Here is a 24,907-nt window from a genome sequence, read left to right as displayed (position 1 = left end):
CCCGGATTCCCCCAAGGAGATGCCACGATGAACGAAGACTACGGCCAACCCGTCGCGACGGACGCCCTGCGGATCCAACGCTCCCTGCCCGGCCCGATCGAACGGGTCTGGGCCTACCTGACCGAATCGGACAAGCGCGGGGAATGGATGGCGCGCGGCGACATGGAGCTGCGGGTGGGTGGCAAGGTCCATCTGTTCTTCCACCACGCCAGCCTGTCGCGGGAACCGGGATCGCCGCCGGCCAAATACCAGGACATGGCGGACGGCGTCGGCATGGATGGCCGCGTCACCGTGTGCGAGCCACCGCGCCGACTTGGCTACACCTGGGGCGAAAGCGAAGGCAGCACCTCTGAGGTGCTGTTCGAACTACTGCCGCAGGACGAACGCGTGCTGCTCACCGTCACCCACAGCAGGCTGCGCGATCGCGACGAGATGGTCAGCGTCGCCGGCGGCTGGCACGCCCACCTGGGTATCCTGATCGACCGCCTGGAAGGTCGCGAACCGCCCAATTTCTGGCGCGCGCACGACGGCCTGGAAGCCGAATACGACCGTCGCCTGCCGGCCGCCGCGCGCGGCTGAGCAACGGACGCGACGCGCGTCAGCGCAGCAGCAGCCAGGGCAAGGCCAGGGTCAGCACGACGATGAAGAGGATCGCGCCCAGCGTGATCAGCACGAAGGCCGGGCGTTCGCGCAGCAGTTGCGCGAACGTCTGCGCGTTGCCCTCGCGCATCGCCCGCGCATGCTCGCGACGCGCCTGCTCGCCGCGTTGCCGCTGGTAGTCGTCCAGCAGCGCCTTGGCGCGCCCGTAGTCGGCCGCATCGGACAGCCACAGCGCACCATGCGAGATACCCCACGGACTGGGCGGCGTTTCGTACCAAGCCAGGCCCTCGCGATCCAGCAATTCGCGGATCTCGCCGGCCTCGTCGTCCGGCACGCCGCGAAGATAGAACAGACGTTTCGACATCGGGCGACGCCCGGATTCCAGCAGGAGAAGCGGACATGCTACTGCAAGACAAGGTGGTGATCGTCCATGGCGGCGGCGGCGCCATCGGTGGCGCCTGCGCGCGCGCCTTCGGCCGCGAGGGTGCGCGGGTGTTCCTCGCCGGCCGCACGCCCGAACCGCTGCAGCGAGTGGCCGCCGACATCGTCGCGGGCGGCGGCCAGGCCTCGTGCGCCACGCTGGACGTCCTGGATCCGTCCGCGGTGCGGGCGCACGCGGACCACGTGGCGGCGCAGGCCGGACGCATCGACGTCTGCCTCAACGCGGTGGGCTTCTTCCACGTGCAGGGCATCGCGTTCCTGGACCTGGCAGCGGAGGATTACCTGCATCCCATCGATCATTACACCCGCGCGAACTTCAACACCGCGCAGGCCGCCGCCCGCCACATGGCGCGCCAACGCGCGGGCGTGCTGCTCAGCCTGTCCACCCCGGGCGCGCGCCTGAGCGGCGGCGGCTTTCTCGGCAACGGCGTCGCCAGCGCGGCGGTCGAGGCGTTCTCGCGGATCCTGGCCGGCGAACTGGGCGGACATGGCATCCGGGTGATCTGCCTGCGCCCGGACGCGATTCCGGAAGCATTGGCGCTATCCCATTCCGCCAAGGTATTCCCCAGCGCCGCCGCCGAGTCCGGCGTTTCCATCGAAGCGATGCTGGCCGAGCGCGCCGCCGGCGCGACGCTGCTTGGACGCCTGCCCACGCTGGCGCAGGTCGCCGACTGCGCGGCTTTCCTCGCCTCGGATCGCGCCGGCGCGATGACCGGCACCGTCGCCAACCTGACCTGCGGCTCGCTGGTGGACTGACCGATCCCGGCCAATCGGTTAACCTCGGCGCAACTCTTTCCACCGGATCCTTCCATGCGCCGTTTCCTGCTGCCGCTCGCCCTCCTGCTGTTGTCCGGCTGCGCCGATCCGGGTCCACCGCCGGGCGGCAGCGTGGCCGAGCTGCAGCGCATCGACGAGCGCGTCGGCACCGGCGCGGTCGCGACGAAGGGAGCGGACGTGACGGTGCACTACACCGGCTGGATCTACGACAAGCGGGTGCCCAACCAGCGCGGCGAGAAGTTCGACAGCTCGGTGGATCGCGCCGAGCCGTTCACCTTCCTGCTCGGCGCGGGACGGGTCATCCGCGGCTGGGACGACGGCGTGGCCGGCATGAAGGTCGGCGGCAAGCGCGTGCTGCTGATTCCTTCCGATCTGGCCTACGGCCGCGATGGCGCCGGCGGCGTGATTCCGCCCAACGCCTCGCTGGTGTTCGAAGTGGAACTGCTGGACGTCAAGCCGCACTGATCCGGCACCCACACCCCTGTAGGAGCGACGTCAGTCGCGACCGGACTCTCGCACCCGGCAGTCTCACTCATGGGGCTCTGCCGGGTTGACTACATGGTCGCGACTGACGTCGCTCCTGCAGGGTGCATATAGAGAAACCCGCCCTACTTCTTCTTCACCGGCGCCAGGCGCAGGTCGTGGAAGTCGAAGCTGAAGTCGGTCAGCGGCGAGATGGCTTCCATCCGCGCCTCGCGGATTTCGCCGTCGGGGGTCAGGGCGAAATTGAGGAAGGCATCGGCGTTGAGCCAGCGTTCGCGCCAGCGCACGATGAACGTGTCGTGCTGCCAGTGGCTCAGGTCGCCCACCAGCTCGGCGGTCTTGCTGAAGCGCAGCACCAGCTTGCCGCCTTCCTGCGAAACCACGACGTCGCCGTACCAGGGATCGCGCAGGGTGCCGGCGTACTTCGCCAGCGGCAGCGACGGACCGGACTTGGCATCCCTCGCGGCCACGTGTTTCTGCCAGCTCTCGTCGGCGTTTTCCTGCGACTTGGCCACCGCCTCGGCATAGCCCGCCAGCCAGTCGGTCTTCGGCGCGTCCAGCATCGCGTCGAGCGCGCGCATGGTCACCGCATTGAAGGCGGCGCCGACTTCCTGGCTGGTCAGCACGACCACGCCGATCTTGCGATCCGGCACCAGCGTCACCCGCGAGACCATGCCCGGCCAGCCGCCGGTGTGCCAGACCAGTTTCTGGCCCCGGTAGTCCGAAAGCATCCAGCCCTCGCCGTAGCCCAGGTAGTTGGGCTTGGCCAGCTTGAGGGTCTCGATCTTCGGCTCGGATACCGGAATCGGCGTGATCATCGACCACATATCGCGCTGCCGCTTGGGCGTGAACAACTGCTGCTGGCGCCCCTCCTTGTCGGTATAGGTGCCGCCCGCCAGTTGCATGCCCATCCACTTGCCCATGTCGTGGACGCTGGAATAGATGCCGCCGGCGCCGGCCACGTTCGACCAGGTCATCCGCGGGGCCGGCTTGAGATCCTTGAAGTCGGCCTTCGCGTGGCCGGTGGCGACGTTGTCGCCGGGCTTGAGCGCATCGCTGTTGAAACGGGTCTGTTGCATGCCCAGCGGCTGGAACACGCGGGTGCGCAGGAACTGCTCGTAGCTCATGCCGCTGACCTGTTCGATCACCAGCTGGGCCACGCCGAACAGGATGTTGTCGTAGGCGTACTGGGCGCGGAAACCACCGGTCAGCGGAACATCCTTGAGGCGCTCGGCCACTTCGCGGTTGGTGTAGCTGGTGGTCGGCCAGAACAGCAGATCGCCGGCGCCCAGGCCCAGGCCGCTGCGATGGGCCAGCAGATCGCGGATGCGCATCTCGCGGGTGACGTAGGCGTCGGACATGCGGAACCACGGCAGGTGATCGATCACCCGGTCGTCCATGTCCAGCTTGCCCTCCTCGGCCAGCATCTCCAGCGAGGCGGCGGTGAAGGCCTTCGTGTTGGAGGCGATCGCGAACAGGGTGTGTTCGTCCACCTTCTCCGGCTTGCCGATTTCGCGCACGCCGTAGCCGCGCTCCAGCACCACCTTGCCGTCCTGGATGATGGCCACGGCGATGCCGGGCACGTCGAACTGCTTGCGCACCGATTCGACATAGGCGTCGAAATCCTGCAACTGCGCCGGCGCGGCGATCTCCTGAGCATGCGCGCCGCTCCACAGTCCGAACGACAGCACCAGCGCGCCGGCCTGCCCGGCGATCAGCGGAATCCGCATCATTGAGCCCCTTGGAGAACGAAGACGACCGCCAACGATACGTCAGGCGGGCACCGGCGTCCCCCTGCCGATGGTCATCGTGGGCGCCGGTCGGCACGGCGGGCTTGGCATAATGGCGCGATGTCCGCGGCTTTTCCTTCCCCAGCCTCCCCCCCGCCCCGTGTCGCCATCATCGGCGGCGGCCCGGCCGGCCTGTTCGCCGCCGAGCGGCTGCGCGCGGCCGGCCTGGAGGTCGATCTTTATGACGCCAAGGGCTCGGTCGGGCGCAAGTTCCTGATCGCCGGCAAGGGCGGGCTGAACCTGACCCACTCCGATCCCTTTCCGGTGTTCGCGTCCCGCTACGGCGCCCGCCAGGAAGCGGTGGCCGACTGGCTGCGCGGTTTCGACGCCGACGCCCTGCGCGCCTGGGCCGCCGGACTGGGCGTGGAAACCTTCGTCGGCAGTTCCGGGCGGGTGTTTCCGAATGACCTCAAGGCCGCACCGCTGCTGCGTGGTTGGGTACGGCGGCTGCGCGACCAGGGCGTGCGCTTCCACATGCAGCACCGCTGGGCAGGCTGGAACGAAGAAGGCGCCCTGCGCTTCCTCCATCCGGCCGGCGAGGTCATCCTCCGCGTCGACGCCGTCCTGCTCGCGCTTGGCGGCGGCAGTTGGCCGGAACTGGGGTCCGATGGTGGCTGGGTGCCGCTGCTGGTCGCACGCGGCGTCGACGTCGCGCCGCTGCAACCGGCCAACTGCGGCTTCGACATCGGCTGGAGCGAGCACCTGTCCGGCCGCTTCGCCGGCTCCCCGCTCAAACCGGTCATCGCGCACTGGCAGGACGCCGACGGCCAGTGGCACGCGCAGCAGGGCGAGTGCGTGGTGACCGCCACCGGCATCGAAGGCAGCCTGATCTATGCGTTGTCGGGCACGCTGCGCGACGCCATCGCCCGCGACGGCGAAACGACCCTGTACCTGGACCTGGTTCCCGGCCGCGACGAACCCGCCTTGCGCCGCGCGCTGGCCAAGCCACGCGGCTCCCGCAGCCTGAGCGAACACCTGCGGCGCGAGGCCGGGGTGTCCGGGGTCCGCGCGGCGCTGCTGTACGAGGTGATGGACCGGCAGGCCATGCAGGATCCGGAGCGCCTGGCGCACACGCTCAAGCGGCTGCCGCTGCGCCTGCTGCGTGCGCGCCCCATCGACGAGGCGATCAGCAGCGCCGGTGGCATCCGCCTGGAAGCGCTGGATCGCGACCTGATGATCACCGCCCTGCCCGGCGTGTTCGCCGCTGGCGAAATGCTCGACTGGGAAGCACCCACCGGCGGCTATCTGCTCACCGCCTGTTTCGCCAGCGGCCTGCGTGCCGCCGAGGGTGTCCTGTCCTGGTTGAAGGAACACGAGTCCGGATCGCGTTGAAGCACATTGCCGGCTCCGGCAATGCATGTCGAAAAACGAAAGAGGAGTCGAGCGGGAATTTTCGATCGCGACACGGCGACGATGGCTTCGCTCCGGTTCGGCCGGCGCGGTTCAATCCGGGTCAGCCCACTTCGGATCAGCCCACTCCGAATCAGGGCATCCCGGATCAGATCACCGCCATCCATGCCTGCCATTCTGGCAGGACATGGATGGCGGGTCTTCCACACCACACGCTTTCAGGTTCCGGATTTCGTTTCCCCGGCAGGCTTTCCTTGCCCGCATGGAAACGCATCCTCGCCTTGTCTGGTCGCCCGCGATGGCTGCGACAGGCTGGAGAGAACCTGCGCGCAGCGATAGCGGGGCGTGCGCGTAAGATACAAACCGGGACGTTGAATTTCGGTTAGCGTTTCGCGTCATTGCGATGACAGCGCAGCTTCCGTTCACAGTCCGTGTGATCCCTTCGGCATGAACTGATGCCCTTTGCTCATCATCAGGATTTGCTGTCCTGCAGCGCGCGCACCCGCGCCGGCGGATTGAACGCGTCACTGCGCGCCTCGGCCCAGAATTGCTGGAACACCGCATGCGCGGGAATCCGATCCAGCAATTCGCCCGGCTCCAGGAAACGATACAGGGTCGCCAGCGACCGTACTTCGACCGGTGATACCCGGCGCAGGATGTGTTCGGGCCCGAGCTGCTGTGGATGTTCCAGGCCAGCCGCGCACAACATGTCGCGCAGCGCCTTCAGGGTGTTGTCGTGGAATTGCTGCACCCGCACGGATTTATCGCCCACGTCCAAGTGCTTCCAGCGGCCGGGATTCTGGGTCGCCACGCCGGTCGGGCAGCGATCGTTGTGGCAGCTTTGCGACTGGATGCAGCCCAGCGAGAACATGAAGCCGCGGGCGGAGTTGCACCAGTCCGCGCCCATCGCCATGGTCCGGGCGATGTCGAAGGCGCTGATGATCTTGCCGGCGGCGCCGATGCGGATGCGTTCGCGCAGTTTCAGCCCGACCAGCGTGTTGTGCACCAGCAGCAGGGCCTCGTGCATCGGCACGCCGACGTGGTCGATGAACTCGGCCGGCGCCGCGCCGGTACCCCCCTCGGCGCCATCGACCACGATGAAGTCAGGCAGCAGGCCGGTTTCCTGCATCGCCTTGGCGATGCCGAACCATTCCCAGGGATGGCCGATGGCCAGCTTGAAACCGGTCGGCTTGCCGCCGGACAGATCGCGCAGGCGCGCCACGAACTGCAGCAGTTCCACCGGCGTGGAGAACGCCGAATGGCGCGCCGGCGACACGCAATCGTGTCCCATCGGCACGCCACGCGTGGCCGCGATTTCGGGGCTCACCTTGGCCGCCGGCAGCACCCCGCCATGGCCCGGCTTGGCGCCCTGCGACAGCTTGATCTCGATCATCTTCACCGACGGCAGGCGCGCGTTCTGCACGAAGCGCTCCTCGCTGAAGCGGCCCTGCTCGTCCCGGCAACCGAAATAGCCGGAGCCGATTTCCCAGACCAGATCGCCGCCATGCTCGACATGGTAGGGGGAGATGGAACCCTCGCCGGTGTCGTGATAGAAACTTCCGCGCCGCGCGCCTTCGTTGAGCGCGCGTATCGCGTTGGCCGACAGTGCGCCGAAACTCATCGCCGAGATGTTGAACACGCTGGCCGAGTACGGTTGCGCCGAACTGGCGCCGATGGTGACGCGGAAGTCGTGCGAATCCACCTGCGTCGGCGCCAGCGAATGGTTGATCCATTCGTAGTCCACCCCGTACACGTCCTGCTGGCTTCCGAACGGCACCACGTCCATCACGCCCTTGGCGCGCTGGTACACCAGCGAGCGCTGCTGGCGCGAGAACGGTACCTCGGCGGTATCCCCCTCGATGAAGTACTGCCGGATCTCCGGCCCCACCGATTCCAGTCCGTAGCGGAAATGCGCGAGCACCGGATAGTTGCGGCGCAGGGTGCTGCGGGTCTGCAGCAGGTCCCAGGTGCCCAGCAGCGCCAGCGCGCCGAACAGGCCGGCCGGCCAGCCCCATGCGGGCCAGTGGAAGGACAGCGCCAGCGACAGCAACGCCAGCAGGATGCAGAGCCCGTAGGCCAGGTAACGATTCATCACGCTCCTTGCCGGACCGGGCGGCCGCCCACCCTGTCCGCATGATCCAGACGACCGGCACCTCCGGCGCTGTGCGGCAGGAGCATCTTAATGCGCGCCGTTGATCGCCGTGCGACCGCCGCCTGTACGGCCGGCCGCTGGCTTTCGGTGCGGATGAACCGCGCGTCAAGCCGGATCACATGGCGATTCGTCATGTGGCGATGAATCACGGCCATTCGGCAGTGCAGCATCCGCATGCGGTAATGATGCGCCCAACGTTCAATGCCTTCGATGTCGAGAACCACCCCGCTCGCCCTGGCCATCACCCTGGCCATCACCTCTCCCGTCGTCCACGCCCAGGACGCCACCACGCCACCCACCGGACCGGACAAGACCCTGGACGCGGTCGTGGTCACCGGCTCCAACATCAAGCGCAGCGACACCGCCGGACCGAACCCGGTACAGGTCGTCACTCGCGAGGAAATCGAACGCACCGGAAAATCGACCCTGACCGACGTACTGCGCTCGCTCTCGGCCAACGCAGGCAACAGCTATGACGAGCAGTACACCGGCAGCTTCTCGGCCGGCTCGGCCTCGATCGGCCTGCGCGGACTGAGCCCGAAGAACACCCTCGTGCTGGTCAACGGCTATCGCGTGGCCAACTTCGGCTTCGCCCTCAACACCCAGGATACTTTCGTCGATCTCAACGCGCTGCCGATCAGCGCGGTCGAACGCATCGAGGTACTGAAGGACGGCGCCTCGGCGGTCTACGGCTCCGATGCCATCGCCGGTGTGGTCAACATCATCCTGCGCCGCAATTTCCAGGGCATCGAAGTGGGCGGCGCGGTCGGTGGCGCCACCCGGGGCGGCCTGGACGAACAGAAGGCCAACCTGCTGCTGGGCTTCGGCGATCTCGAACAGCAGGGCTGGAACGTGCTGTTCGGGCTGGACCTGCTCAAGCGCGAACGCCTGGACGCGGACGAACGCGCCTTCACCCGCAGCGGCGACTTCCGCGACAAACCCGGCGGGCGCCTGGCCGGCTGGTCGACCGCGGGCGGCAACTGGTTGCTCGATCCGCGCCAGCCCACCCCATTCTCGCCGTGCCCGGACGGCAGCGTGCCGCGCCCCTACAGCGACTTCGGCAGCACCCTGCCGGGCAATGCCTGCGCCTTCAACGCGCAGCCGTACAAGACCCTGCAACCGGGCGCGGAACGCATCCAGGCCTCGCTGAGCGCGACCTTCCGCCTGGGCGAACGCACCGAACTGTTCACCGATCTGCTCTACAGCCACAACCAGGCGGACCAGATCTTCAGCGCGCCGCTCACGGTCGGCCCGGGCCTGCGCGCCTACAACCCGGCCACCGGCACCCTGGTGGACATCCCGGTGGCGCTGCCGGTCGGCCATCCCGACAATCCCAACGGCGTGCCGCTGCCGTTCGAATACACCTTCTTCGATCTCGGCCCGCGCCTGAAGGACAACACCCAGGTGTTCTATCGCGCCCTGGCCGGCCTGCGCGGCCAGACCGAGCGCTGGGACTGGGAAGTGGCCGCCGAAACCTCGCAGAGCCTGCAACGCGAGTATGTCGACAACTTCATCAACCGCTACGCATTCGAGCGAATCCTCGCCGACGGCAGCTACGACTTCCTAGATCCAACCAGTACCCCGGCGCCATTGAATGACCTGCGCCTGCAGACCAAGCGTCCGGGCTACTACCGGCTGGACGCGGTCAGCGCCAAGGCCTCGACCTCGTTCCTGGAACTGCCCGCCGGCGCCATCGGCTTCGCCTGGGGTGCGGAGTTCCGCCGCGAATCGCTGGATGCGCGCACCAGCCGGCAGGTGCTGTCCGGCACCGAGCTTCGCCCGGCCATCAACATCGTCAAGGGCGAGCGCAAGGTCAGCGCCGCGTACGCCGAGTTCAGCGTGCCGCTGCACCAGACGCTGGAACTGCAACTGGCCGGCCGCGCCGATCACTACGACGACTTCGGCAACGCCTTCTCGCCCAAGGTGGCGCTGCGCTGGCAGCCGCTGGAGTCGCTGTTGCTACGTGGCTCGTTCTCGCGCGGCTTCCGTGCACCTTCGCTGCCTGAAATCGCTCCCGGCCAGACCATCAGCTACGGCACCGTGGTGGACCCGTACGATCCGCTGTCGCCGGGCGGCAGCCGTGGCGTCACCAACGTTCGTACCGGCAACCCAGACCTGAATGCGGAGCGCTCGAAGAACTTCAATCTGGGCGCGGTGTGGTCGCCGGACGCGGACACGAGCATCGGAGTCGACTATTACCGCATCGAACAGGACAACCTGATCAAGCCGGACAACGCGCAGTTCATCGTCAACAACCCCGCACTGTTCCCGGGCCGGGTGATCCGCGATGCGCAGGGTCGCATCCAGATCATCACCAACCAGTATTCCAACCAGGGGGAACTGGAGACCTCGGGCATCGATCTGGATTTCAGCCGCACCTTCCGTACCGCCGCCGCCGGCAGCTTCACGCTGGCCGGAAGCTGGACCCACCTGCTGGAGTTCAAGCAACCGCTGGTGGCCGGACAGGCGCCCTACGACGGTGCAGGCAACAACCGCCTGGGCGCGCTGCCGAAAAACCGTGGCACCACCTCGCTGGGCTGGGAAGCCGGCGACTGGGAGAGCACGCTCAGCCTGCAATACATCGCCGGTTACGATCAGCGGGTCTCCACCCAGGCCAGCAATCCGGGCCTGCGCGACAAGGTCAAGCCGTATCACCAGTTGGACCTGTACGTGGCCTACCAGGGCATTCCCAAGACCACGCTGTCGTTGTCCGTGCAGAACCTCACCGACAAGGATCCGCCCTTCGATCCGGCCGGAGGATCCAACGGCTTCGACATCACCCAGTACAACCTGCGCGGCCAGTTCGTCTCGCTGGGGGTGAAATACCGGTTCTGAAAAGGACGACAACGCGGCGGCTGGGGGACAAGCCGCCGCCCGCACTCCCTCGCCCGTGAGGACTTCACCGGTTTGCGGGCGCGGCGGATTGGCAGCAGGTTGGCAACAGGTGTTCGCTGACGAAATCGACGAACACCCGCAGCTTGGGGGAAACGTGGCGCCCGGACGGCCACAGGAGGTAGAGATTTCCCGGCGCGTCCACGTAGTCATCCAACACCGTCACCAGCTCACCGGTGCGCAGCGCCTCGCGTACCGAATGATCCGGCACATAGGCGACACCGCGTCCGCGCTTGGCGAAACACACCCGGGTTTCGATGTTGTTGCATACCATCGATTCCGGCACTTTCAACTCCGTCGACGCGCCGCGCAGCGGCCATGCCTCGATGCGCCCACTACTGGGATTACGGTATTGCAGGCACAAATGTCGCTCCAGATCCGCCGGCTCACCCGGCGTGCCGCGTTCCGCCAGATAGGCCGGTGATGCCACCAGTCGTCGATGGAAATGGCCGATATGCCGCGCGGTCAGGCGTGAATCGGAGGGCTCGCCGACACGCAAGACCGCATCAAAGCCTTCCTCGATCACATCGACCAGGCGGTCGGTGAAATCCAGGTCCAGCAGCACGTCCGGATAGGCGCGCATGAAATCCGCCAGCACAGGAAGCGCAAGATCGCTGATCAGCGGCAGGCTGATCCGCAGTCGACCCTGCGCGTGGCCCGCATGATGTGACAGCTCGGCCTCCGCCGCCGCCACTTCTTCAAGGATTCGCCGGCAACGCACCAGGAACAACTCGCCTTCCGCGGTCAATGCCACGCTGCGCGTACTGCGATGGAACAGGCGCACTCCCAGGCTTTGTTCCAGCCGCGACACGCTCTTGCCCACCGCGGCGGCGGAAACCCCCAACAGGCGGCCGGCTTCGGCAAAGCCGCGCGTCTCAGCGACCTGCACGAAGGTTTGCAGACTGCCCAGGCTCTCCATTCACGTCTTCCCATTGCGGACATTCATGTCCGTGCTGATGCGAACTCTACCCGCCTTTTTCATCCGCCGAAGCATTACCACCATGACGGCTCATTCCATGCCTGGAACCTTCCATGCCGTCGCATTCCCCCGTGACTCCCCAGTCGGCTGTTTCATCGCCTATCCCTCTCCTCACCGTGGCAGTCGATGCCGCACTGGATGCCGCGCTTGCCGAACAGCGTCTGGTCGGCGCGGTCGTACTGATCGCGGTCGATGGCCGAATCCGCTACGCGCGTGCCGCAGGCTGGGCGGATCGCGAGGAGCGGCGCGCAATGGACCGCGACGCGTTGTTCCGGCTGGCCTCGGTCAGCAAACCCATCGTCTCCACCGCCGCGATGGTGCGCGTCGCCCAGGGACGGCTGGATCTGGACGCGCCGATCCAGCGTTGGCTGCCGGACTTTCGACCCGCGCTCGCTGACGGCAACCAGCCCGACATCAGCGTGCGGCAACTGCTCAGCCATACGGCCGGACTGGGTTACCGCTTCCTGGATCCCGCACCGGACGGCGACGGACCGCATGGACGCGCCGGCGTATCCGACGGCATGGACGACAGCCCCGTATCGCTGGCGGAAAACCTCCGCCGCATCGCACGGGTTCCACTTCAATATGCCCCCGGCACGGCTTGGGGCTATTCACTGGCGACCGACGTGCTGGGCGCGGTGCTGGAAGCCGTCGATGGCCAGCCGCTACCGGCGGTGGTGGACACCGTGGTGACCGGACCACTGCGGATGCACGACACCGCGTTCCATGCCCTCGACCCGGCACGGCTCACCACCCCCTATGCCGCCGCCGATCACACGACGCGCCCCCTCCGATTACAGGAAGGCGAAATCGTCTCTCCTTTCCCGGGACTGGCGGGCATTCGCTTCAATCCGTCACGCGCATTGGATCCGCATGCCTTCCCTTCCGGTGGCGGCGGCATGGTCGGCAGCGCCGATGACGTGATGCGCCTGCTGGAAGCGCTGCGTCAGGTCCGCGTTCCCTCGCTGACCGCCGACGGGATCGCGGAAATGGGGCGCGTGCAGAGCGGCCCGCATGGCCCGCCCGACAGTCCTGGCGTGGGCTTCGGTCTGGGTTTCTCGGTCCTGCACGATCCCGCTGCCGCCGCCAGCCCCGAATCCGTCGGTACCTGGCGTTGGGGCGGCGCCTACGGGCACAGCTGGTTCGTCGATCCGTCGCGGCGGCTGAGCGTGGTGGCATTGACCAACACGCTGTACGAGGGCATGTCAGGTGCGTTCGTTACCGAACTCCGCGATGCGATCTATGCGGGCCTGGGTGGAGCGACAGCATGAGCGCCGGTGACGGCGGAAACGAGCTGATCGTCTCGCCGCCGGATGTGGGTTCACGGCTACCCTGGGCGGGCCTGCTGGCGTTGGCATGCGCTGGGTTCATCACGATATTGACCGAAGCACTGCCTGCCGGGCTGCTGCCGGCGATAAGCGCAGACCTTCGTGTCAGTGAATCCTGGGTGGGACAACTGGTCACCGTCTACGCCCTGGGCTCGCTGCTGGCCGCGATTCCGCTGATCGCCGCGACCCGTCATTGGCGCCGGCGCCCCCTGCTTTTGATGGCCATCGCCGGGTTTACCGTGGCCAATTCGGTGACCGCCATTTCACCGCTCTACGAAATCACCCTGCTCGCACGCTTCATCGCCGGCATCAGCGCAGGCCTGTTGTGGGCTCTGGTGGCCGTCCACGCCAGTCGCATGGTCACGCCTGCCCAGCAGGGCCGCGCGATCGCGGTGGCGATGGTGGGCACGCCGCTGGCGCTGTCACTCGGCATTCCGGCCGGCACCCTGCTGGGCCAGACCATCGGATGGCGCTGGACCTTCGGCCTGATGTCGTTGCTCAGCCTGGGCCTGCTGGCCTGGGCACGCGCCCGCTTGCCCGACTTCGCCGGTCAGGCGCGAGGTTCCCCGCTGCGATTGCGTCGCGTGCTCGCCCTGCCCGGAGTACTCCAGGTGCTTGGCGTCATGCTGTTGTTCGTGTTCGCGCACAACGTGCTCTATACCTACATTGCCCCCATGCTGGCGGTCGCCGGTGCCGACACACAGGTGGAACGCTATCTGCTGTTGTTCGGAGCCACCGCGCTGATCAGCATCGGCCTGGTCGGCGTGCTGATTGAGCGCTGGCTGCACGGCCTGACGCTCGTGAGCTTGGCGTTGTTCGGCGTCGCGGCAGCGATGATCGCATTGTGGCCGAAGAATCCGGTGGCCCTCGCCGCAGCCGTTGCCCTGTGGGGCCTGGGTTTCGGTGGCGTCGCGACATTGTTCCAGACCGCGCTCGCACGCAATGCCGGCGAGTCTGCGGACATCGCCACGTCGATGCTGGTCACCGGCTGGAATCTCGCCATTGCCGGCGGCGGCATCTTTGGTGGCCTGCTGTTGCAGGGCATCGGCCCGGCCAGCCTGTCCTGGATGGTGTTGCTGCTGCTGGTACCGGCGGCAGGCCTGGCCCTGCCCCCGCGCGGTTGGCGATGAACGCGCGCCGGCGGTGAGCCGACGCAGGCATCACACGAACGCCTGATCTCCACGATCAGGCTTCGCACTCGGCGACGGCGATGAATACATCCGGCATCACGAGCGGTAACAACGGGTACGCGGTTCTGAGTCCTGCCTCACGCCTGCCCTCTTTTCCGGGCCGCCAGCGAAGGCGGCGGTCCTTCTCATCAGGGCACGCTTCGCATCGTAGCGGTTTCGAGAATGTCTCCCTCGCCCACCGTCAGGGTCCAATGGAGTGCGCCGCCCGCAAAGCGGGTTTCGTAGACATCCGCCCCAGCAGGGTCGACGCGCAGGAAGGCGACCGATTGAAGCGGGCCCAACCCGGAAAACTGGTTCCGCAGCGCGGTGAGGTTATCGCGAACCGCTCCGCCGAGAACCTCGCCCAGTGCGTCGTAGTCCGGCGCGCCGGCGGCGAGCTCTCCAATGAATCGTCGAAGGACGACTTCGCCCTGCGGATAAGGCTGCTGGGCGGCCACACGGGCGGCACTTGCCGCCTTGGCGGCCCGCAACGCCTTCGCGACCGGCACCCAGGCGGGTGACAGTTCGGCATACACGTCGATGAATCGCGATTGGCACATATCCTCGGCGCTGGCGAGACAGATGACGCCAATCCGTTCTTCGGGATCGAAGAAGGCCGAGGACGCGTAGCCGGTGGTCAGTCCGTTGTGTCCGACCAGCCGGCGCTCGCCATGAGCTTCCTCGGCAAAGCCGATGCCAAAGCGGTCACCAGTCACGCCGGGAAAGCTGCGTCCGAAGTTGGCCTCCAGCGTTGCGTTGTCAAGCGGCGGATGGCGCGCTGCGCCCATCTCGAACGCCAGAAATCGCGCCATGTCCGAAGCGGTGGAGAAGAGTCCCCCGTTGGGTATCCGGTAGCCCCGGCCGGCGATCTCGCTTTTGGACTCGGCCGTGTCGCTCCCGGAACTGCTGCGATAACCCACCGCCAGTCGTGCAAGCAGGGCCTCATCCGGGCGAAAAGATGTGGAGTGCATGCCGAGCGGCCGGATGAGCCTGTCCTCGACAAAGGTCACATAGTCGATGCCCGAGGCGCGCTCGATCGCCAGTCCGAGCGCCGCATAGCCGATATTCGAGTATCGGCTACGCTCGTTCGGTGCGTAGGGCGCCCGGGTGTGGGCCAGCGCCTCGTTCGCCAGTTGCCGCCACTGGTCCGTAGCGCCGGTCGAGTAGACGTAGTCAGGATCGTCGGGCTCGCGGGCCAACCCCGCGCGATGGGTGGCGAGCGCCAGCAGGTCGACCGGCGGCGCGTCAGCGCCAAGGGCCGGGCCGAGTTCGGGCAGATAGTCGATGACGCGGTCTTCCAGACGGACGTGGCCTTCGGCGACCGCCTTCAACAAGGCGAAGCCGGTGAACTGCTTGGTTATCGAACCGATCCGGTAGACGGTGTCGGAGGTGGCGGGGATAGTCCGTCCCTCGTCCGCATAGCCATACGACCGAACCCAGACCACCTCGCCCCGAACCACAAGGGCGACCGTCATGCTGCCATTCTGATGTCCGGCCGCCTCGGCGTCGATGATACGCGCGGCCGCCTCCAACTGGCGGGCGTCCACCTGCGCCGTAGCCGAAGAAGCATACAGACTCGCACCGAGAAGGACCGCGCCTGCTGCCAGGAGGATTCCACGAGCGATCATGTTGTACCTGATGCGACGCCCCATCGGCATGCTAGGGCACGACGGCGAATGTCCGCAACGGGTTGGAAGCACGTTTTGGCTCCGATGCCGATCTCGGACGTTCGGATCTTCACCGCCAGCGATTGCCGGTCTCGGATGACACCCACCCGTGAGGCGTCGATACCATTCGATCGGGCATGGCCACTCGTGGTTTCGAAGCTTTTGGCCTTGCATCATTGGTAGGCGAAACAGGCGATCTTGCGAACTATTCGACCCACCGCAAACTGTGGAAACGTCTTGGGTTGGCCGTAACAGATGGCGAACGTCAACGGCGCCTCACAGGGGCTGCAGCCATCTAGCATGGTTAGTGTCCTGGTCGGCGGGCCATGCGCACCCAGCGGTCCCTCTGTGAGTCGGAGGAAGCAAGCAGCGCCCCTGACACACTGGCTGACTCACCTTTTATCTGGATGCGAGCGGATGTCACCGGTCGTCCTTGGACAACAATCCCGCCAAATACAAGTCATTTCAGGGAGTTTTTGAACATGGGGGACATCGACGGATTGCGCTTTGGTGCCCGGAGCCGGAATCGAACCGGCATGGCCTCGCGGCCGGCGGATTTTAAGTCCGATGCGTCTACCAATTTCGCCATCCGGGCAGGGGGATAGCCTGCCTGAGCGGGCGCGCGATGGAAAGTCGTTCGCATGCCGTCCGTCAGGCACAAAAAAACCGACCGCGTGGTCGGTTTTCCTGATATGGAGGCCTGGGTCGGAATTGAACCGGCGTACGCGGATTTGCAGTCCGCTGCATAACCACTCTGCCACCAGGCCGATGGCGATTGCGCGAGACTGGCGCAATCACGGCGCCATTTCAAGCGCCTTACAAAACAAAACCCCGCGAACGGGGTTTTGTCCTGAATATGGAGCGGGAAACGAGACTCGAACTCGCGACCCCGACCTTGGCAAGGTCGTGCTCTACCAACTGAGCTATTCCCGCGTGGTGAAGTTGGAAATTTTACCGGTATCCCGAGAACTGTCAACTGCTTTTTTCTCGTCAGCCCGCAGAATCGGCCATGCCGCGTGCAGGTACTGGAAACCGGACCAGAGCGTAAGTATAGCGGCAATCGCGAGCAGCCAGTCGCCGATCCTGAAAATCCATTCACCCAGCCAGATGTCCGCCCGGTCCACCGGTCCCGGGGTCGCCGCATAGAGCAGGCAGCCCAGCGCCACCATCTGCACGATGGTCTTGATCTTGCCGATGGTGGCCACCTTGACCCGCGCACGCTGGCCCAGTTCGGCCATCCATTCACGCAGCGCGGATACCGCGATTTCGCGGCCGACGATCACCGCCGCCCAGATCGCCATCCACATGGTCGGGTTGTCCTGCACGATCAGGAACAGCGACACCGCCACCATCAGCTTGTCCGCCACCGGGTCCAGGAACGCGCCGAAGGCCGAATACAGGTGGTAGCGGCGGGCGATCCAGCCATCCAGCCAGTCGGTGACGGCGGCCAGGATGAAGATGAAGGCAGCCGCGAAGTTGGTCCATTTGTGCGGCAGGTAGAACACCAGCACCAGCACCGGGATCAGCACGATCCGCAACAGGGTGAGCCAGGTGGGGATGGTCAACTTCATTGCATTCCTACTCGTTTCCCGCAATCGGCGCCGGCAACCCGTGCAGGTTAGCGTAGATCCGCTCGGCGAGCGCGGCGTTGATGCCCTCGACCCGGGCGATCTCGTCCGCGCCCGCAGCCTTGAGCCCGGCCAGGCCGCCGAAATGCTTCAGCAGGCTGGCGCGACGGCGCGGGCCGATGCCCGGAATGTCCTCGAGCTTGCTGGTCATGCGCGCCTTCTGGCGCTTGCCACGATGGCCGGTGATGGCGAACCGGTGCGCTTCGTCGCGGACCTGCTGGATCAATTGCAGGGCCGGCGAAGCGGCGCCCGGACGTACCTCGCGGCCGTCGGCCAGGACCAGGGTTTCGTGGCCGGCCCGGCGTTCCTCGCCCTTGGCCACGCCCACCAGCACCACGCTGTCCACGCCCAGATCGGCCAATACCCCGCGGGCCTGGGCCAACTGGCCGGCGCCGCCGTCGATCAGCAGCACGTCCGGCAGCACCCCGCCCTCTTCGACCGCGCGGCGGAACCGGCGTTCGATCGCCTGGTGCATGGCCGCGTAATCGTCACCGGGTTCGATGCCGGTGATATTGAAGCGCCGATACTGCGCGCGGACCGGGCCGTTGGCGTCGAACACCACGCAGGAGGCGACGGTGGCCTCGCCCATGGTATGGCTGATATCGAAGCATTCGATGCGCTGGGCGGGTTCGGCCAGCCCCAGCAGTTCCTGCAACGCCTCGCTGCGCGCGGTCTGCGCGCCACGGCTGGTCAATTCGGTCACCAGCGCGATCTCTGCGTTGCGCCGCGCCAGGTCGAGATAACCGGCGCGCTCGCTGCGCACGTTCCACTTCAACTGCACCCGTCGGGCGGCCGAAGTGCTGAGCGCGGTCTCGATCAGTTCGGCATCCGGTATCTCGCGATCGAGGATGATTTCCTGCGGCGGGGTCTGTTCGCCGTAGTACTGGGAAACGAAGGCGGCGAGCACTTCGTCCGCGCTCTCCTCGCCATTGGTGCGCGGGAAGAACGTGCGGGTGCCGAGGTTGCGGCCGTCACGGAACGCCAGCAGCAGCACGCACGCGGAGCTGCCGCGCATCGCGCAGGCCAGCACGTCCAGATCGGCGGCATGCCCGTCCACGTACTGGCGCGCCTGCAGGCTGCGGATGGAGCCGATGAGATCGCGCAGGCGCGCGGCCTCCTCGAATTCCAGCCGCTCGCTGGCCGCTTCCATGGCCGCGCTCAATTCACCGCTCAGTTCGTCGCTGCGGCCATCCAGGAACAGCCCGGCCTGGCGCACGGATTCGGCATAGCCGGCGGATTCCACCAGCCCCACGCAGGGCGCGCTGCACCGGCCGATCTGGTACTGCAGGCAGGGCCGCGAGCGATTGCGGAACACGCTGTCCTCGCAGTTGCGGATCTTGAACAGCTTCTGCATCAGGTTCAGTGTTTCGCGCACCGCACCGGCGCTGGGATAGGGGCCGAAGTAGCGGCCCGGCACCGCGCGAGGCCCGCGATGGAATGCGATCCGCGGCCAGGTCTCCTGGGTCAGCAGGACATAGGGATAGCTCTTGTCGTCGCGCAGCAGCACGTTGTAACGCGGCGCCAGCGACTTGATCAGCTGGTTTTCCAGCAGCAGCGCCTCGGCCTCGGTGCGGGTGACGGTGACATCCATCCGCGCCACCTGCGACAGCATCGACAGGATGCGCGGGGTCTTGGGCGTGTTGCTGAAATAACTCGACACCCGCCTGCGCAGCGCGCCGGCCTTGCCGACGTAGAGCAGGCTGTCGTCGGCCGCGTACATGCGGTAGACGCCCGGTGCCAGGCTCAGGCCGGCGGCGAACGCCTTGCCATCGAAATCGGAGGACTTGCGACCGCTCATTCGTCGATCGGCACGTGGCTCAGTTCACCGCTGGCGATGTCGTAGCGCAGCACCGCGTGGGCGTCCGTCTCGGCGATCCAGACGGTACCCGGGGACAAGGCCAGTCCGGTGGGGCCGTGCAGCGTTCGCGGCAGCGGCACGCTGCTCAGTTCGCCGCCTCCCAGCCGCAGGCTGCGCAGGCTGCCGTTGCCGGTGTCGGCAATCCACATCTGCGGTGCGTCGGTGCTGACGGCGATGCCCTGCGGGTGCTGCAGGCGCGCGGTTTCGCGCGGCCCGTCCTCGCCGCCGAACGTCCACGGTCCCTGCCCCACCAGGGTCTGCACGACGCCGGTGCGCAGTTGCACGGAACGGATGGCGGATCCAAGCGCGTCGCAGACATACAGGGTCTGGTGGATGGCGGCGAGCGCGGCGGGCTGCGCGAACGCCGCCATCGGCCCGCTGCCGTCGCGTACTTCCAGTTGCCCGGAACCGGCGCGCGCGACCAGTTCGCGGGTGGCCAGGTCATAGCTCCAGATGCGGTTGTCTCCGCCCATCGCGATATGGATCTGGTTGTTGCTGGCTGCCAGCGCGAGCGGCTGGTTGAGCGAGACCGCGCGCGCCTGGCCAACGACGCCTTCCAACGGCTCTCCCGCGCGTCCGTTGCCGCACAGGGTATCGACCGCGCCGGTCGCCAGATGGATGCGCCGCAGGGCGTGGTTGCCGGTATCGGCCACGTACAGGCATTCGCGCAGCGCCAGCAGGCCGTGCGGATTGCGGAACGCGGTATGGGTATGGTCGCCGTCGATCAGGTCCGCCGCCGCCAGCCCGAACTGGCGCAGCACGCGTCCGCCGTGGGTGCATTCGAGAATGCGGTGATGCCCGCTGTCGGCCACGAACAGGCGATCCGGAGTGGCGGCCAGGCCGGTCGGGAACCGCAGCGGCAGGCGCGGCTCGGGATGGCTCTCGCGCGCTGCCCGCAGATCGTCGTCCGCCGGCCGTCCCAGCACTTCGCACAGCGCGGACACGGAACGATCCAGCTCGGCACCGTTGTCGGTGCCGACCAGACGGTGGCGGATCATGCCCTCGCCATCAATCAGCAGCACGGTCGGCCAGGCCTCGATGCCGAACGCCTGCCATGCCGCCCAGTTGGCGTCATGCGCGATGGGGAACCCGATGCCGTGGCGACGCAGCCGCTTGAGCGCCGTCTGCGGGTCCCGTTCGCTGTCGAAGCGCGGCACGTTGACCACCAGGGTCTGCAGGCGACCGGCATGGCGCGCCTGCAGCGCGGCCAGTTCGTTCAGGCGCTGCCCGCACCAGGCCGAGGCGGCGTTGACGAAGGCCAGCGCCACGATCCGGCCGCGCTGTTCGAGCAGCGAGCCGGAGGGCGCGTTGAGCCAGGGCAATCCCTGGGGAAGTTCGGGAGCGGGCGCGGCATTCATGATCCGCACCGATTATGCCGTAGTCCTATCCGCAGGACAGGCGCCGGACCGCCGCCCGTGCCGCCGAATCGACCAGTCGCCAGACATGATCGAAGTCGGCCGGACCGCCCGTGTACGGGTCCGGGATGCTGCCGCCGGCCTCGACCCCGGTCCATTCCAGCAGCAGCGACGCCTTGCCGGCCAGCCCCGGCGGCGCCAGCCCGCGCACGTCGCGCAGGTTCTGCCCGTCGGCGCACAGCAGCCAGTCGAAGCGCTCGAAGTCCTCCCGTCGCAACTGGCGCGCGCGCAGGCCGGCGATGTCCACGCCATGCTGGCGGGCACAGGCGATGGCGCGGCGATCCGGCGGTTCGCCCGCGTGCCAGTCGCCGGTGCCGGCCGAATCCACTTCCACGCTTCCGGCCAGCGGCGAGGCGGCCAGATGATGGCGAAGTGCGCCTTCGGCCATCGGCGAACGGCAGATGTTGCCCAGGCAGACCACCAGCAGCCTCATGCGCCGCGCGCCCACTGCTGCTCGGCGCGGGCCAGATCCTCGGGCGTGTCCACGCCGGGCGGGAACGGTTCCGGGGTCAGCGCGACCGCGATGCGATGGCCGGCTTCCAGCACCCGCAACTGTTCCAGCGACTCGATCTGTTCCAGCCGTCCCGGCGGCAGCCGCGTGTAGCGGCGCAGGAAGCCGGCGCGGTAGGCGTAGATGCCGATATGGCGCAGCCAGTGATCGCCCGCCGGCAGGGTTTCGCGATCGCGGGCGAAGGCGTCGCGGGGCCAGGGAATCGGCGCACGGCTGAAATACAGCGCGTCGCCGCCGGTGGCGCGCACCAGCTTGACGGTATTGGGATCGAACAGCGTTTCGGCCGTCTCGACAGCCGTTGCCAGCGTGGCCATCTCCGCCCCGCTGTCGACCAGCGCCTGCGCCACCGCGCGGATACCGGCGGCGGGGGCGAATGGCTCGTCGCCCTGCAGGTTGACCACCACCGCGTCGTCGGGCCAGCCGGCGATGTCGGCGCACTCGGCCAGGCGATCGCTGCCCGAGGCATGCGTGTCGCGGGTCATCGCCACCCGCACGCCGGTGCCCTGCAAGGCCGCGCGGATACGCTCGTCGTCGGTGGCGACCCAGACCTCGCCCGCACCGGCGGCCAGCGCGCGGCGGGCAACGTGCAGCACCAGCGGGTCGCCGCCGATCAGGCGCAGCGGCTTGCCCGGCAGGCGGGAGGCGGCGTAGCGGGCCGGAATGGCCACGATGAATCCGGTCGTCATGATGTCGGGGTTTCCGTCCTGGCCAGGCGATCCAGCAGCGCCACCCAGAATGCTTCCGGCAGGCGCGCCGACACCGGCACACTGAAATACCAGTCCTTGGCGAAGGCCGCGCATTTCACCGCGTCCTTTTCGGTCATCAGCACCGGCAGTTCGCTTCCGAAAGCGAAATCCTCGGCGCGATAGGCGTGATGATCGTCGAATGCATGCGGGACCACGCCGATACCCAGGCCGCGCAGGTTGTCGAAGAAGCGCTGCGGATGCCCGATGCCGGCCACGGCATGGACGCGCTGGCCGGCGAACGAGGCCAGCGGCCGCGGCCGGCCGCCACGCAGCGGCTGCGCCGCCTCGGTATGCAGCCGCATCGGCCATTCGCCGAACGCCGGCTCGCCGCCGTTGAGGACATGGAAGTCGCATTGCGTCGCGCGTTCGGCCGGTTCGCGCAACGGACCGGCGGGAAGCAGCCGGCCATTGCCGTAGCGGCGCTGTCCGTCGATGACTTCGATCTCGACGTCGCGTCGCAGGCGATAGTGCTGCAGGCCGTCATCGCACACCACGATGTCGCAACCGGCGGCGATCAGCACGCGCCCCGCGGCGACGCGATCCCGATCCACCCGCACCGGCACGCCGGTGCGGCGCGCAATGAGGACCGGCTCGTCGCCGCCCTGCTCCGGCGCCGTTGCCGCCTCCACCCAGAGCGGCTGGCGATCGTCGGCACGGCCATAACCCCGGCTGGCCACGCCGGGCTTGAATCCGGCCTCGCGCAGGCGCTGCACGAGGGCGATGGTGAGCGGGGTCTTGCCGGTACCGCCGACGGTGACGTTGCCGACCACGATCACCGGCACGGACAATCGGTGCCGGCGCAGCAGGCTCCAGCGGAAGAACCGCGCGCGCAATCCGATCAGCGCCGCATAGATCGACGCCAGCCCGCGGGCGTGGAGCGGGACGGGCTTGTCGTTGTACCAGTACGCAGGCGGAACGTGCCGGGACTTGTTCACTTCACTCACTCGCCGTCGCCTTCCCGGAATTGCATGCGATGCAGGTGCGCGTAGAGCCCGTCGCGGGCCAGGAGTTCGGCATGCGTGCCCTGCTCGACCAGCCGGCCCTGGTCCAGCACCAGCACCTGGTCGGCGTGTTCGATGGTGGACAGGCGGTGCGCGATCACCAGCGTCGTGCGATCCGGCATCAGCTTCTGCAGGGCGTTCTGCACCAGCCGCTCGGATTCGTTGTCCAGCGCGGCCGTCGCTTCGTCCAGAATGAGGATCGGCGCATCCTTCAACATCGCCCGCGCAATCGCCAGGCGCTGGCGCTGGCCGCCGGACAGGCGTCCGCCTTTGACGCCGACCTGAGCCTGCAGGCCTTCCGGCAACTCGCGGACGAACTCCATGGCGTTGGCGCCTTCCACTGCCCGCACCAGTGCTTGCTCAGGCGCTTCGCGCATTTCGCCGAAGGCGACGTTGGCGGCGACCGTGCCGTCGAACAGCATCACCTGTTGCCCCACCAGCGCGATCTGACGGCGCAGATCGGCCAACGGGTAGTCCTGCACCGGATGCCCGTCCACCAGGATCTGGCCCGCCTCGGGTTCGTAGAAACGCGGAATCAGCTTGATCAGGCTGGACTTGCCACTGCCGGATCGGCCGACGATCGCGGTGACGGTGCCGGGGCGGGCGACGAAACTGATATCGCTAAGAGCGGGTCTGACCTGGCCTGGATAGCGCGCCGTCACGTCACGGAACTCGATGAGGCCCTGCGCGCGATCCAACGGGCGGGCGCCTGCATCGTTCTCCTCCGGTGCGTCCAGCACCGAGAACAGGCGCTCGGCCGAAGCCACGCCGCGCTGGGTCATGTTCTGCACGTTGGTGAGTTGCTTGAGCGCGGGAATGATGGCGATCATCGACACCATCAGCGACACGAAGCCACCAGCGGTCAGGCGTCCCTGCATGGCCTGGTAGCCGGCCACGACCAGCAGCAGCGACAGGCCAACCGCGCCCATCATCTGGACCAGTGCCGAAGACACGCCGCGCGTGGCCTCTACCTTCATCGCCAGACGCAGGTTGTTGTCGGCCAGTTCGCGATATCGATCCATCTCGCTACCCTGGGCGCCGTAGATTTTGACCTCCTGCTGGCTGCTCAGGGTCTGATCTGCGGCCTGCAGCAGCTGCGCGCCGCTTTCCTGGATGCGATGGCTGATCCTGCGATAACGCCGGGCCACCTTGTCCATGACCCAGGCCAGCGGGGGACCCAGCAGCAATATCGCCAACGTTACCTGCCAGCTGTTGTGGAACATCACCGCCAGCATCGCCAGGATCTGGAAGGACTGCTGCAGCACGACCTTGGTGGCATCCACGGCCGCCTGCGCCACCTGGTCGCAGTCCGAGCCGAGCCGAACCAGCATCGAGGGGACCGGCTCGCTGTCGAAACGCATGCCCGGCAGGCGCAGGTATTTGCCCAGCACCTCTACTCTCATGTCGCGGGCGATGCTGCGCGCGGACTTGCCCATGCTCATGTCGGTCAGGAAGCCCGCCAGGCCACGGAGCAGGAACAGGCCGACGATGGCGAACGGCAACGTCAGATCCATGCCAGCGTTACGTGCGACGAAAGTACCGTCCACCACCGGCTTCATCAGATAACTGAAGGCACCGCTGGCGGCCGCCTCGATCAGCATGCCCAGCAGCGCCAGCAGCAGCAGGGCCCGGTAGGGCTTGGCCAGACGAACCAGCCGACGATAGGTTTGCCAGGCGGAAGCAGGTTGCGCACTCACCGCTTCACCTCCGGCGCGGTGGCGATCTGGATCGTGCGGAAGCCGGATTGCGCCAATGCATCGTAGGCCGTCACCACAGCCTGGTGCGGAGTGCGTGCATCGGCGCGCAACAACACCGGCCGCTGGCGATCTTCGCCGGCGACCTGGGCGATGGTCTGCTTGAGGGCATCCACGTCGGTGCGCAGGACCTCGTGCTCGTCCACGAAATAGTGGCCGTCGGCGTTGACCAGCACGCTCAGGGTCTTGGCCTGGGCCGCCACCGGCTCGCCCTTCGCGCTGGGCAGCTGCAATTGCAGCATCGAGCGCGAATCGAAGGTCGTGGTGATGACGAAGAAGATGATCAGCACCAGGATGACGTCGATCAACGGGACCAGGTTGATCTCCGGCTCCTCGTGGGCGCGGTCGTCACGAATCCTCATGCGC

At 67.2% G+C, this 24,907-nt stretch carries 21 protein-coding genes and 3 tRNA genes; 7 read left to right on the top strand and 17 right to left on the bottom strand.

The features are described 5' to 3' along the window. Positions 1 to 27 precede the first annotated feature (27 nt). Positions 28 to 579 (top strand): SRPBCC family protein, encoded by a 552-nt coding sequence (locus IB228_RS04620; RefSeq protein WP_192197674.1) that lies wholly within the window; start codon positions 28 to 30, stop codon positions 577 to 579. 19 nt (positions 580 to 598) lie between these two features. Here IB228_RS04620 and IB228_RS04615 read toward each other — a convergent pair whose 3' ends face one another. Beyond that, on the bottom strand, positions 599 to 964 hold the full coding sequence (locus tag IB228_RS04615) for a DUF6164 family protein (protein WP_183642031.1): 366 nt from the start codon (positions 962 to 964) through the stop codon (positions 599 to 601). Between the two features lie 35 nt (positions 965 to 999). Here IB228_RS04615 and IB228_RS04610 point away from each other — a divergent pair, with 35 nt between their 5' ends. Together IB228_RS04610 and IB228_RS04605 are read left to right on the top strand one after the other, a co-directional pair. Next, positions 1,000 to 1,797 carry an SDR family oxidoreductase gene (locus tag IB228_RS04610; RefSeq protein ID WP_192197673.1) on the top strand — a complete coding sequence of 266 codons (798 nt, stop codon included), beginning with the start codon at positions 1,000 to 1,002 and terminating at the stop codon, positions 1,795 to 1,797. Between the two features lie 54 nt (positions 1,798 to 1,851). Further along, positions 1,852 to 2,283, top strand: a complete 432-nt coding sequence (locus IB228_RS04605) for an FKBP-type peptidyl-prolyl cis-trans isomerase (RefSeq protein WP_183642037.1) — start codon at positions 1,852 to 1,854, stop codon at positions 2,281 to 2,283. 143 nt (positions 2,284 to 2,426) lie between these two features. Here the strand turns inward: IB228_RS04605 and IB228_RS04600 are convergent, their stop codons facing one another. Next, on the bottom strand, positions 2,427 to 4,031 hold the full coding sequence (locus tag IB228_RS04600; protein WP_225562221.1) for a serine hydrolase: 1,605 nt from the start codon (positions 4,029 to 4,031) through the stop codon (positions 2,427 to 2,429). Positions 4,032 to 4,151: 120 nt separating this feature from the next. Here IB228_RS04600 and IB228_RS04595 point away from each other — a divergent pair, with 120 nt between their 5' ends. Beyond that, positions 4,152 to 5,423 (top strand): TIGR03862 family flavoprotein, encoded by a 1,272-nt coding sequence (locus IB228_RS04595; protein ID WP_192197671.1) that lies wholly within the window; start codon positions 4,152 to 4,154, stop codon positions 5,421 to 5,423. Positions 5,424 to 5,913: 490 nt separating this feature from the next. Here the strand turns inward: IB228_RS04595 and IB228_RS04590 are convergent, their stop codons facing one another. Beyond that, positions 5,914 to 7,533 carry an FMN-binding glutamate synthase family protein gene (locus IB228_RS04590; protein WP_192197670.1) on the bottom strand — a complete coding sequence of 540 codons (1,620 nt, stop codon included), beginning with the start codon at positions 7,531 to 7,533 and terminating at the stop codon, positions 5,914 to 5,916. Further along, a complete protein-coding gene (locus IB228_RS04585) occupies positions 7,533 to 7,817 on the bottom strand; it encodes a hypothetical protein (RefSeq protein WP_192197669.1) in 285 nt (94 codons plus the stop codon). Before IB228_RS04585 ends, IB228_RS04590 begins: the two co-directional genes overlap by 1 nt. Here IB228_RS04585 and IB228_RS04580 point away from each other — a divergent pair. Then, positions 7,804 to 10,428: a TonB-dependent receptor gene (locus IB228_RS04580; RefSeq protein WP_192197668.1), complete on the top strand. Its 2,625-nt coding sequence runs from the start codon at positions 7,804 to 7,806 to the stop codon at positions 10,426 to 10,428. The genes IB228_RS04585 and IB228_RS04580 overlap by 14 nt on opposite strands. A gap of 64 nt (positions 10,429 to 10,492) precedes the next feature. Here IB228_RS04580 and IB228_RS04575 read toward each other — a convergent pair whose 3' ends face one another. Then, entirely contained in the window at positions 10,493 to 11,404 is a 912-nt protein-coding gene (locus tag IB228_RS04575) for a LysR family transcriptional regulator (protein ID WP_192197667.1), read from the bottom strand. Positions 11,405 to 11,580: 176 nt separating this feature from the next. Between IB228_RS04575 and IB228_RS04570 the strand changes: the two genes are divergently transcribed. Continuing rightward, complete coding sequence (locus tag IB228_RS04570; RefSeq protein ID WP_343227049.1) at positions 11,581 to 12,735, top strand: serine hydrolase domain-containing protein; 1,155 nt, start codon at positions 11,581 to 11,583, stop codon at positions 12,733 to 12,735. After that, entirely contained in the window at positions 12,732 to 13,922 is a 1,191-nt protein-coding gene (locus IB228_RS04565; RefSeq protein WP_183642061.1) for an MFS transporter, read from the top strand. Before IB228_RS04570 ends, IB228_RS04565 begins: the two co-directional genes overlap by 4 nt. Before the next feature lie 188 nt (positions 13,923 to 14,110). Here IB228_RS04565 and IB228_RS04560 read toward each other — a convergent pair whose 3' ends face one another. The 12 genes from IB228_RS04560 to IB228_RS04505 form a co-directional block, all read right to left on the bottom strand. Further along, positions 14,111 to 15,589 carry a serine hydrolase domain-containing protein gene (locus IB228_RS04560; protein WP_183642063.1) on the bottom strand — a complete coding sequence of 493 codons (1,479 nt, stop codon included), beginning with the start codon at positions 15,587 to 15,589 and terminating at the stop codon, positions 14,111 to 14,113. Positions 15,590 to 16,136: 547 nt separating this feature from the next. Beyond that, positions 16,137 to 16,223 (bottom strand) — tRNA-Leu (locus tag IB228_RS04555). Between the two features lie 98 nt (positions 16,224 to 16,321). Then, a tRNA-Cys gene (locus tag IB228_RS04550) sits at positions 16,322 to 16,395 on the bottom strand. Positions 16,396 to 16,485: 90 nt separating this feature from the next. After that, positions 16,486 to 16,561 (bottom strand) — tRNA-Gly (locus IB228_RS04545). Next, entirely contained in the window at positions 16,552 to 17,199 is a 648-nt protein-coding gene (gene pgsA / locus IB228_RS04540) for a CDP-diacylglycerol--glycerol-3-phosphate 3-phosphatidyltransferase (protein WP_141453166.1), read from the bottom strand. Before pgsA ends, IB228_RS04545 begins: the two co-directional genes overlap by 10 nt. A gap of 7 nt (positions 17,200 to 17,206) precedes the next feature. Continuing rightward, complete coding sequence (uvrC, locus tag IB228_RS04535) at positions 17,207 to 19,054, bottom strand: excinuclease ABC subunit UvrC (RefSeq protein ID WP_183642065.1); 1,848 nt, start codon at positions 19,052 to 19,054, stop codon at positions 17,207 to 17,209. Further along, positions 19,051 to 20,472: a redoxin domain-containing protein gene (locus IB228_RS04530; RefSeq protein ID WP_183642067.1), complete on the bottom strand. Its 1,422-nt coding sequence runs from the start codon at positions 20,470 to 20,472 to the stop codon at positions 19,051 to 19,053. The genes uvrC and IB228_RS04530 overlap by 4 nt, the downstream gene beginning before the upstream one ends. A 25-nt stretch (positions 20,473 to 20,497) precedes the next feature. Next, positions 20,498 to 20,962 carry a low molecular weight protein-tyrosine-phosphatase gene (locus IB228_RS04525; RefSeq protein WP_183642070.1) on the bottom strand — a complete coding sequence of 155 codons (465 nt, stop codon included), beginning with the start codon at positions 20,960 to 20,962 and terminating at the stop codon, positions 20,498 to 20,500. Next, a complete protein-coding gene (gene kdsB / locus IB228_RS04520; protein WP_183642073.1) occupies positions 20,959 to 21,726 on the bottom strand; it encodes a 3-deoxy-manno-octulosonate cytidylyltransferase in 768 nt (255 codons plus the stop codon). The genes IB228_RS04525 and kdsB overlap by 4 nt, the downstream gene beginning before the upstream one ends. Further along, positions 21,723 to 22,721: a tetraacyldisaccharide 4'-kinase gene (gene lpxK, locus IB228_RS04515; protein WP_183642076.1), complete on the bottom strand. Its 999-nt coding sequence runs from the start codon at positions 22,719 to 22,721 to the stop codon at positions 21,723 to 21,725. The genes kdsB and lpxK overlap by 4 nt, the downstream gene beginning before the upstream one ends. Before the next feature lie 5 nt (positions 22,722 to 22,726). After that, positions 22,727 to 24,484 (bottom strand): lipid A export permease/ATP-binding protein MsbA, encoded by a 1,758-nt coding sequence (msbA, locus tag IB228_RS04510; RefSeq protein WP_183642079.1) that lies wholly within the window; start codon positions 24,482 to 24,484, stop codon positions 22,727 to 22,729. Then, a complete protein-coding gene (locus tag IB228_RS04505) occupies positions 24,481 to 24,903 on the bottom strand; it encodes a biopolymer transporter ExbD (RefSeq protein WP_183642082.1) in 423 nt (140 codons plus the stop codon). The genes msbA and IB228_RS04505 overlap by 4 nt, the downstream gene beginning before the upstream one ends. Positions 24,904 to 24,907 lie beyond the last annotated feature (4 nt).

The organism is Pseudoxanthomonas sp. PXM04, from assembly GCF_014851695.1.
In the GTDB taxonomy this organism is placed as follows: domain Bacteria; phylum Pseudomonadota; class Gammaproteobacteria; order Xanthomonadales; family Xanthomonadaceae; genus Pseudoxanthomonas_A; species Pseudoxanthomonas_A beigongshangi.
Note: the sequence above shows the minus strand (reverse complement) of the source record. Positions and strands in the feature narration are given on the sequence as shown.

What these genes read in the sequence shown, in the direction of transcription:
- IB228_RS04620 (WP_192197674.1), top strand. Translation starts at nt 28, where the DNA reads ATGAACGAAGACTACGGCCAACCCGTCGCGACGGACGCCCTGCGGATC.
- IB228_RS04615 (WP_183642031.1), bottom strand. Translation starts at nt 964, where the DNA reads ATGTCGAAACGTCTGTTCTATCTTCGCGGCGTGCCGGACGACGAGGCC.
- IB228_RS04610 (WP_192197673.1), top strand. Translation starts at nt 1,000, where the DNA reads ATGCTACTGCAAGACAAGGTGGTGATCGTCCATGGCGGCGGCGGCGCC.
- IB228_RS04605 (WP_183642037.1), top strand. Translation starts at nt 1,852, where the DNA reads ATGCGCCGTTTCCTGCTGCCGCTCGCCCTCCTGCTGTTGTCCGGCTGC.
- IB228_RS04600 (WP_225562221.1), bottom strand. Translation starts at nt 4,031, where the DNA reads ATGCGGATTCCGCTGATCGCCGGGCAGGCCGGCGCGCTGGTGCTGTCG.
- IB228_RS04595 (WP_192197671.1), top strand. Translation starts at nt 4,152, where the DNA reads ATGTCCGCGGCTTTTCCTTCCCCAGCCTCCCCCCCGCCCCGTGTCGCC.
- IB228_RS04590 (WP_192197670.1), bottom strand. Translation starts at nt 7,533, where the DNA reads ATGAATCGTTACCTGGCCTACGGGCTCTGCATCCTGCTGGCGTTGCTG.
- IB228_RS04580 (WP_192197668.1), top strand. Translation starts at nt 7,804, where the DNA reads ATGTCGAGAACCACCCCGCTCGCCCTGGCCATCACCCTGGCCATCACC.
- IB228_RS04575 (WP_192197667.1), bottom strand. Translation starts at nt 11,404, where the DNA reads ATGGAGAGCCTGGGCAGTCTGCAAACCTTCGTGCAGGTCGCTGAGACG.
- IB228_RS04565 (WP_183642061.1), top strand. Translation starts at nt 12,732, where the DNA reads ATGAGCGCCGGTGACGGCGGAAACGAGCTGATCGTCTCGCCGCCGGAT.
- IB228_RS04560 (WP_183642063.1), bottom strand. Translation starts at nt 15,589, where the DNA reads ATGATCGCTCGTGGAATCCTCCTGGCAGCAGGCGCGGTCCTTCTCGGT.
- pgsA (WP_141453166.1), bottom strand. Translation starts at nt 17,199, where the DNA reads ATGAAGTTGACCATCCCCACCTGGCTCACCCTGTTGCGGATCGTGCTG.
- uvrC (WP_183642065.1), bottom strand. Translation starts at nt 19,054, where the DNA reads ATGAGCGGTCGCAAGTCCTCCGATTTCGATGGCAAGGCGTTCGCCGCC.
- IB228_RS04530 (WP_183642067.1), bottom strand. Translation starts at nt 20,472, where the DNA reads ATGAATGCCGCGCCCGCTCCCGAACTTCCCCAGGGATTGCCCTGGCTC.
- IB228_RS04525 (WP_183642070.1), bottom strand. Translation starts at nt 20,962, where the DNA reads ATGAGGCTGCTGGTGGTCTGCCTGGGCAACATCTGCCGTTCGCCGATG.
- kdsB (WP_183642073.1), bottom strand. Translation starts at nt 21,726, where the DNA reads ATGACGACCGGATTCATCGTGGCCATTCCGGCCCGCTACGCCGCCTCC.
- IB228_RS04505 (WP_183642082.1), bottom strand. Translation starts at nt 24,903, where the DNA reads ATGAGGATTCGTGACGACCGCGCCCACGAGGAGCCGGAGATCAACCTG.